The following is an 8,471-nucleotide window of genomic DNA, read 5'->3' as shown; positions in this document are numbered from 1 at the left end:
CAATTACGCAGAATAATTCGGTACTATTGAACATTAGGACTAGAGTTGTGAGTTTTGTGTGGTAACTCAACTGATGGCTCTAGTCTTCTTATTTTCAAGTTTATTTCTTATCCGCGATTCGGGTTAATAATAATATAAAGCTGGGCCTATCCATGATTCGAGCGACAATATGGAATCGAGTAAAAAAACAGCTCATCTAAAAATATTAATCTATTGATTTTATTGAAATATATTAACTTAAAATTAAAGTCATAAAAAAACCTGCATTTTAGTGCAGGTCTATTTTAAACTTATAAAATCAATTATTAATTTTTTCTTCAAATGCTCTTAAACGCTTATAAATAGAAATCAGTTCGATAATGGTTGTCCATGAGGAAATCAGGTATTGGAAGGAATCACGTACACGCCCAAAGACATTTAAAATTTGCATTAATATACCGAGCGTAATTGTTCCCGCAGCAATACTTGGAAACAAAATAAAATATCCATAAATATTATCCAGTTGCATGTACCAAATACGAACCAGATTGAAATAAGCGTAGTGGAAATACAGTCTAAAATAATTAAAACGAACTTTAGTAAATAATTCTTGTAATGTGAAAGGGTCTGCTCGATCTGCATGATCTTCACCATAAACTAACTCTTTACGATATGCCGCTTCGACTTTTTGATTATTAAACTCCAAACCCGGTAGTTTATAACCCACCAGCATTAAAATAACCGTCCCTAAAACCGCCCAAAGGACTGCCGCCCAAACCAATGCATAGGCGATTTCCCCCACGACAGGTAATTTCTTTACATGTGTTGATAAAGTTAGCAGCACAGGTAGAAATGCAATTAAGGTCATCACCGATTCAACTAAGCTAACCCCAAGTCCTTCTGTGGTTTTTGCAAAGCGCATCGTGTCTTCTTGAATACGCTGTGAGGCACCTTCGATGGTTCTCAGTTTTTCCCAATGCGCAGTATAAAAGTCATTCATTGCAGTACGCCAACGAAAAACATAATGACTGACGAAAAACAGGTTCAATACAGCCAGTGTGACATACACCATGGCCACATAGAGAAAAGTCAGTATCTCAGAATATAGCATCGTCACTTCGCCCCCACCACCTGAAAGCATTTTCTGGATCAGGTCATAGAATGGGTTATACCAAGCATTGATCACGACATTACATTCCACACTAAACCAAACATTAAACAGAATAAGTGCGGTTCCCCACACTGACCATCGCTGCCAAGGATTATCTGATTTGATCTTCCAAAAGGCTGCAAAAAGCGCCGTTGCTACAAAAAACCAAACATAGAACCATAAAAATTTGGGACTCCAAAATCGGCTGACACCAATAGGTAGTTCTGCAATATGATAATTTGCAGGTAAACCAAATATCGTACCCCAACTATTACCACCGCTATACCACAAGACAATATTGATTACGAACCATAGAAGGAATGATCCAAAAAACCATTTTGGATTTGGAAAAAACGATTTAAACATTGGCCCTATATTTCCCTAAATCTTTGTTTTTAGTTTGAGTTGCTGATGATAAGTTTTATTTCATCAATTTTGTTATTCGGATTGAATATTTAACGCTGTTTAATCTGAAATTTAACAATCAAATACAAGACGACACATCATTCTGTTAGCTTAAGCATGAAAACTGAAAATTGCCTTAAATTCCTTTATTGATCAAGTCATATTGATGATTTGGTCATTGTTTGTGGAACAAAAAACGCATCTTAAGCATACAGATACACTTAAAAAATTTGTAATTTTATAAATTTTCTTTGATATCAATAAATTAAAATCCATAAATTATTTAACCATTATTTAAACTTAAGTTATGGAATTCTCTAAAATATTTCCTGTGAAGTAGCTCACGTCATTTACAAAACATGTTTCTTCGCCAATAATATGCTAAGTTCAATTAACAACCTATGCTTGGGGAAGTAAAATGGAAAGTGCAATTGTTGAATTACTCAAACCAATTACATTAAATAAAGAAAATTGCAGTCCTTTGGTTTTTGAAACTGGTACCGTTCTAAAAGTGATTATGCAAACGCCAGAAGGCCTTTTGGTAAGTAATGATGACAAATTTAACTTTATGATTTCATTGAAAGATAAGAATGAAGTTTGGCGCGAAATTTAATTTTCGCCTCACTTTGTGATTTGTTTTTAAATCATATTTATTCTAAGAAATTTAATCATACAATTATTGAATAAACAGGATAAGGTTCTTAAATTCCATAAAAAGAACCCTCCTTTTAAGCAAATATTTTTTCATAACTTAGCTTAACGTTTAAATCCGTAAATCATATTTTTCTAAAATCGCATTGGTTTTCTGATGCAATCCCTCAAAATAGACTTTACTCACCAGTGCTGAAGGCTTGTTTTTTGGCAATGGACGAATTTCATGTGCGTGCGGAAAACGTTCAGTAAAATCAAATCGTTTAACCACTTTTTTAAATTCATCAATCACAAGATTTTCATCTTTACAAAAGACATCATAGGCTTGCTGTTTTTCTGCATCCCAAAACTGCTTAAATGCATCTTGAACACTTTGGCCATTCAGCATTCGTGGTATTTGTTCATCAATAAATTTCTGAATCAAATCCATTTTTTTATACATTTTTCGGTCATTACTGAGTAAAGATTGGAGTTGTTGCTGCTGTTTCGCTCTTTGAATCGAGGACGGTGGCGCAGCAGCAATCATATTTAATAATGTATAAATATAATCCTGATTTACATAATCACTAATAATAAAATCTAAAGCAAAATTCACGTCACGTAGCACTGAATCTTTTTCAACCGCTGTACCTTTATTTATTCTGTCATACAAATCTTTATATTTAGATTTATAGTCCTCAAGTTCTTGCGGCACTATAACTGCTTTATCAACATCAAAGTCTGTATACATTTTCAGTTGTGAATGTAGACGAATCACATCACGAAAAGCTTGAATAAACTGCAACTGCTGACTTTCGAGTTTTAGATCATCTACTGACTGACACTCAGGTGTTATTTTTCTTAATTCACTAACACACTTATTAAATTCAGCTAATTGTTGATCCAATGGTGGCACAATCACTTGTTCAAAATTTTGGTCGTCTGCAAAAGTAGAAAGAGCTTTATCTGTTGCCTGCTTTAAATTTCTAAAACACACGACATTACCAAAAGCTTTAGTTGGTTTATAAATACGGTTTGTACGCGAAAAAGCCTGAATTAAACCGTGATATTTTAAGTTTTTGTCGACATAAATCGTATTAAGTGGCAATGAGTCAAACCCTGTCAGGAACATATTCACCACCAACAGCAAGTCAATTGGTGGCCCTTTAAGCTCCCCAACTTCTTTAGGTGGTTTAGGTACTTTGAAGTACTTAACTCGATCACCTAGATTTTTATAATATTCATAAAATCCTTCGTCGCAGTTATAGCTAGTCAGATGGCGTGTATTGAATTCTGCAATGATCCGTTCAAGTTGTGCTTTACGCCCCATATCAACTTGACTCGGCTGTTCTAGTTCTTCTTCAGAAATCGTACCTGTTGTGGAGTCATTGGCGTCGTTTGTCGTGTCCTGCGCTCCAAAAGAAAAAATCGTACCAATCACTAAAGGGGTATAAATTTCTTCCTTCTTGTCCGCTTCTGCAACCAACTCTGCTTGGACTCTGGTAAATATTTCATAATATTGAAGCAGGACATCTACTGAGCTGACACAAAACATTGAACAAAATTCGCGTTTTGCCGTTTTTTTGTCATGATTTTTTAAAATATAACGTACAATTTTTTCTAAGCGCTCAGGGTTGTCATACAATTCTTTAGTATCGATGCCTTGTATTTTTTCATCACCTGCATTCACCTGATGAGCGGTAAATTGTCCTACGTAATCAATTTGAAATGGTAAAACATTTTTATCTGCTATCGCATCGACAATCACATATTTATGCAGTCGTTTAGGGAATAGATATTCTGTGGTGTATTTCACGCCACCAATGCTTTGACAGTTCACAGGAAAAATAGGCGTGCCTGTAAAACCGAACATTTGCGCCTGTTTAAAGAAGCGTTTGATATTTTGGTGAGTATCACCAAATTGACTGCGGTGGCATTCATCAAAAATAAATACGACTTTTTTATCTGCCAAATCAGCGATCAATTCTCTGAATTTAGGGAGTGTAATTGCGTTATTCAGCTTTTGAATGGTCGTCACGACCAATTTATCTGTGAGTATATTGCTTTCATTTTTTCGTGAGTTCAGCCGTTTACCGATGAGCTGCTCAACCAATGTTTTGGTGTTGGTCGTTTGGTCTACGCAGTCGGGAACAAAGGCATTGAACTCTTTAGTGGTTTGATTATCTAGGTCTTTTCGGTCCACGACAAAGATAACTTTTTCTATTTCAGGTAGCTGACGCATGATTTCACTGGCTTTAAATGCCGTGAGTGTTTTTCCCGAACCCGTTGTATGCCAAATATAGGCATGATCGGTTGAGGTTTTCACATGCTGAATCATGTTTTCAACTGCATAGACTTGATAAGGTCGCAGCACCATCAAGCATTCATTGGTTTGATGCTGAACGATGTATTTACTGATCATTTTCGTAATATGTGCAGCGTTTAAAAATGCTTCGGTAAATTTACTCAAATCATTAATTGCTTTGTTGTTTTCATCGGCCCATGGAAATGTGAAATCAAACAGTGGTGTGCCATGTGAATAATATAAGCAATTTACACGGTTACTAATGACAAAGAGCTGGATGTATCCAAACAAACCTTGTCCAGAGGTATAGGCATCTTTACTATAGTTATGCACTTGGTGAAACGCTTGTGCGATTTCTACGCCACTGCGTTTAAGTTCAACTTGTACTAATGGAAAACCGTTGATCAATAGCGTGACATCAAAACGGCTGGTTTCTGTGCCACTCTCCCCGTATTGGACCGTCACTTGGTTGGTCACTTGAAAAATATTTTTTGCTGCATCATCACTTAAAAAGCGCAGTGTTTGGGTCGTACCATCATCATATTTGAGTTGATATGAACCACGTAAAAGTTTGGCTTTGCCGAAAATCGTATGTTCACTGCTCAGGTAATTCCACACCTGTTCCCATTGCTCTTGTGTGAGTGGTGCAGTCAGTGCGTTAAATTTTTCTATTTGATTTTTTAGGTTTGTGAGTAAAGCTGCCTCGTTTCTGTACTGAACACGTTCGTACCCTAAAGTTATTAAGTGCGCTATAAATTGGTTTTCGAGTTCAAGTTCTTTTTGGGTCGACATTTATAATACTGCTCAGTTTTTAACTATTGGTATGTATATCTTTTGATTCTAATAGATTTATTATATTTTTCAATCTTTTAAATTCATCAAACAAACATCTAAACTGATGATACAGATCACTGTTTTTTCTTTTAGGAATCTTTCAGTACTTTCTTAAATAAAAAAATTCCCGCATTTGAATAAATGCAGGAATTTTATAAAACCATATAACAATCACACAAACATTTGCTGTAACAAGCCTTTTTTCCACTGTTTAGCTTGTTCAATTTGCAGTGCAACGACTTCAATTTTTTGATCAATGGCTGATAGGAAATTAGCGATTTGGGTTTGTTCCTCAATACATGGAAATAACATAGAAACTTCTTTAATATCTGAAGCTAAAATATGTTCAATTGTATTACCTGTTTTGATTAGGGTAATTTTTTTCTTTCCAAACTCTGAGTAAAAGTAATATACAACAAATTCAGAATTCACTATTTGAGAGGATTTAGGTGTTAGAACCAAAAGTGCATGACAATTTCCATTTTTATACTCATCGGTAACAACAGCACACTCTCCAACATGGCCACTTTGAACCATCAAAATGTCATTAGTATGCAATATTGAATTTGTCTTTTTTTGATGAAATTCATTGTTGATATAGATAAGTCCTGTGGCATCAATTTTTCCATTTTTGATGTTCTTACCTTGAAGATATTTAACTCCAGATTCCACATAATAAGGAGTTGCCACACCGACAAAACCATTTCTAATTTTAGGAAAAAACTCTTTCAAAAATTTCTCTTCCCACTCCCCAAACTCCTTCCCATCATCCGCTTTAAAACGTATCTGCTGACTAAACAGCTTTTGCATCATGCCTTGTTTATATTGGCTCAGTAGTTCATGTTTTTCAGTCAGTTGGTTAATCTTTTCATCCACAACGGAAAGGAAAGAAGCGATTTTGATTTGTTCCTCTTGCTTGTTAGGCAATGATATTAAACACTCATTAATGTCACCTAGATTAATTTTTTTAGGGAAAGCTACATGGATAATTCGTTTGTGTAACTCATTTTTAAAAAAAGGTGTTCCTATGTATTGATTCAGAAATGGTGTACTTACATTAGCTTTAGGTCTAATTAAAGCTAAACTAACGTAATATGCTAATGGTTCACTGTCATTAACGATAGCCGTTGCACCAATTTCACCAGCCGTAATGCGCGTCATTAAAATGTCGTTTAGTTGAGGCTTATTTTTGAAGTCTTTTTTAAATGCTTCTGCAGTAATAAATTTATCACTGTCATAAGGTGACTGAATATTTTCAACACTAACGAATTTGATGCCTGACTCTACATAGTTGGGAGTTTGATGCGTCCCATCAAAAACCTTAGAAATTTTATCTAAACTAACCTTACTCCAATCCCCATCAAACTCTTTAAACCGTAATTTAGGTGAAGTCATTACTTCACCTCCGCAAACGGAGAGTCAATGCCTAATTCCTTACAGAAGCTCGCAATCACTGCATCAGTCTTTTGACTTTCAACTTCTAAGGCTTGAAGCTGTTTCGCTATTGCATCTAAATCGATCTCTTCTTCTGCTTCAAAAGTATCCACATAACGTGGAATATTCAGATTGTAATCATTGTCAGCAACTTCTTGCAGACTCGCTACGTATGCATATTTTTCAATATTTTGACGGTTTTCAAATGCACCAATAATATTATCTAAATGCTCTGGCAAAAGCTTGTTTTGATTCTTTTGCTTATCAAACTCGTTACTCGCATCAATAAATAAAATATTGTCGCTATGCTCACGGTTTTTCTTCAACACCAACACACAGGTTGGAATAGTCGTGCCATAGAAAATATTGGCAGGCAAGCCAATAATCGTATCAATCACATTTAACTTTTCGATTAAATGCTTACGAATATGCCCTTCACTCGAACCACGGAACAAAACCCCATGCGGCAGTACAATCGCCAAAGTCCCATTTTCATCTAACTGATAAAGCATGTGCTGTAAAAACGCCATATCTGCCTTAGAACTTGGAGCTAATTTGCCAAAATCACGGAAACGCGGATCGCTTAAGTATGACTCACTCGCAGACCATTTAGCAGAAAATGGTGGATTCGCTACAATCGCATCAAATTTCAATTCCATATGCTGTGGGCGTTTTAAAGTATCTTCCTGCTTAATTTCAAACTTTGAGTAATGCACATCATGCAAAATCATGTTCATACGTGCCAAGTTATAGGTCGTACGATTCATTTCTTGACCGTAAATCGCATCCACATCGCCGACTTCACGCTTTACACGTAGCAATAAAGATCCTGAACCACAAGTCGGGTCATATACACTGCGTAGACGTTCTTTACCTAAGGTGACAAGTTTTGCAAGCAAAGTCGAAACCATTTGCGGTGTATAAAACTCACCTGCTTTTTTACCAGCACCTGAAGCAAATTCACCAATGAGAAACTCATAAGCATCGCCTAAAATATCAGACTCAGTATTCGATAGATCAAAATTAATATCGTCCAAATGTACGATCACACGGCTAATCAGCTCATTGCGGTCATCAGGCGTATTTCCTAACTTGGTCGAACTTAAATCCATGTCTTCAAACAAATGCGAAAAATCATCTGCCGCATCTGTACGCAGCGTACTTTGCTCAATTGCCTTAAGGGTTTTAATTACATCATCCAAAATGTATTTTTTTGCTCGAGCTAATGTTGCCATACTATGGAACAATTCTTGTGGTGCTAAGAAGTAGCCCATACTCGCAAGACATTCTTCACGCACAGCACTCAAATATGCATGATTATTTTCAGTATCTTCGACCAATTCTGTAAACTTAATTTGATCCGGCGCCAAAATTTCGTTGGCATTATTTTGAATTTTTTCAGACAAATATTTATAGAAGATCAAGCCCAAAATGTAATCACGGAATTCATCTGCCCCCATTTTACCGCGCAAAGTATTGGCAATATTCCAGAGTTGTTTTTGCAGTTCTTGAAGCTGGACTTGAGTCATTGTTGTACCAAAAAATGTTTTTAATTAATCATAAAAAAAGCCGAACCCGAAGGTTCGACTTTTTTGAATTTTGGTGGAGATGGCGTCAATTGAACTCAACTCCTAAGCTATTGATTTAGTGAACCATAAAGTCAATAGCGTTTTACCTGTACCCATTTTTTACCCAAATTAGATTTAGCGCATTGAATCACAAAATTTATTTTGT

General features: G+C 35.7%; 5 protein-coding genes. 1 reads left to right on the top strand and 4 read right to left on the bottom strand.

Annotation, left to right across the window (positions count from 1 at the left end):
* Positions 1 to 298: 298 nt before the first annotated feature.
* A complete protein-coding gene (gene sbmA, locus FTV04_RS16105; RefSeq protein WP_180090373.1) occupies positions 299 to 1,495 on the bottom strand; it encodes a peptide antibiotic transporter SbmA in 1,197 nt (398 codons plus the stop codon).
* 457 nt (positions 1,496 to 1,952) lie between these two features.
* Here sbmA and FTV04_RS16100 point away from each other — a divergent pair, with 457 nt between their 5' ends.
* Positions 1,953 to 2,147, top strand: a complete 195-nt coding sequence (locus FTV04_RS16100) for a hypothetical protein (RefSeq protein ID WP_078189992.1) — start codon at positions 1,953 to 1,955, stop codon at positions 2,145 to 2,147.
* Between the two features lie 150 nt (positions 2,148 to 2,297).
* Here the strand turns inward: FTV04_RS16100 and FTV04_RS16095 are convergent, their stop codons facing one another.
* The 3 genes from FTV04_RS16095 to FTV04_RS16085 all read right to left on the bottom strand — a co-directional run bounded on the left by FTV04_RS16095 (position 2,298) and on the right by FTV04_RS16085 (position 8,266).
* On the bottom strand, positions 2,298 to 5,261 hold the full coding sequence (locus FTV04_RS16095; protein ID WP_180090371.1) for a type I restriction endonuclease subunit R: 2,964 nt from the start codon (positions 5,259 to 5,261) through the stop codon (positions 2,298 to 2,300).
* A gap of 213 nt (positions 5,262 to 5,474) precedes the next feature.
* Positions 5,475 to 6,698, bottom strand: coding sequence for a restriction endonuclease subunit S (locus FTV04_RS16090; protein ID WP_180090369.1), 1,224 nt, complete (start codon positions 6,696 to 6,698; stop codon positions 5,475 to 5,477).
* Positions 6,698 to 8,266 carry a type I restriction-modification system subunit M gene (locus FTV04_RS16085; protein ID WP_180090367.1) on the bottom strand — a complete coding sequence of 523 codons (1,569 nt, stop codon included), beginning with the start codon at positions 8,264 to 8,266 and terminating at the stop codon, positions 6,698 to 6,700. Before FTV04_RS16085 ends, FTV04_RS16090 begins: the two co-directional genes overlap by 1 nt.
* Positions 8,267 to 8,471: the final 205 nt, after the last annotated feature.

Origin of the sequence: Acinetobacter sp. YH12219, assembly GCF_013417875.1 — a bacterium.
Lineage (GTDB): Bacteria > Pseudomonadota > Gammaproteobacteria > Pseudomonadales > Moraxellaceae > Acinetobacter > Acinetobacter amyesii.
This window is presented reverse-complemented; position numbering and strand designations above follow the sequence as displayed.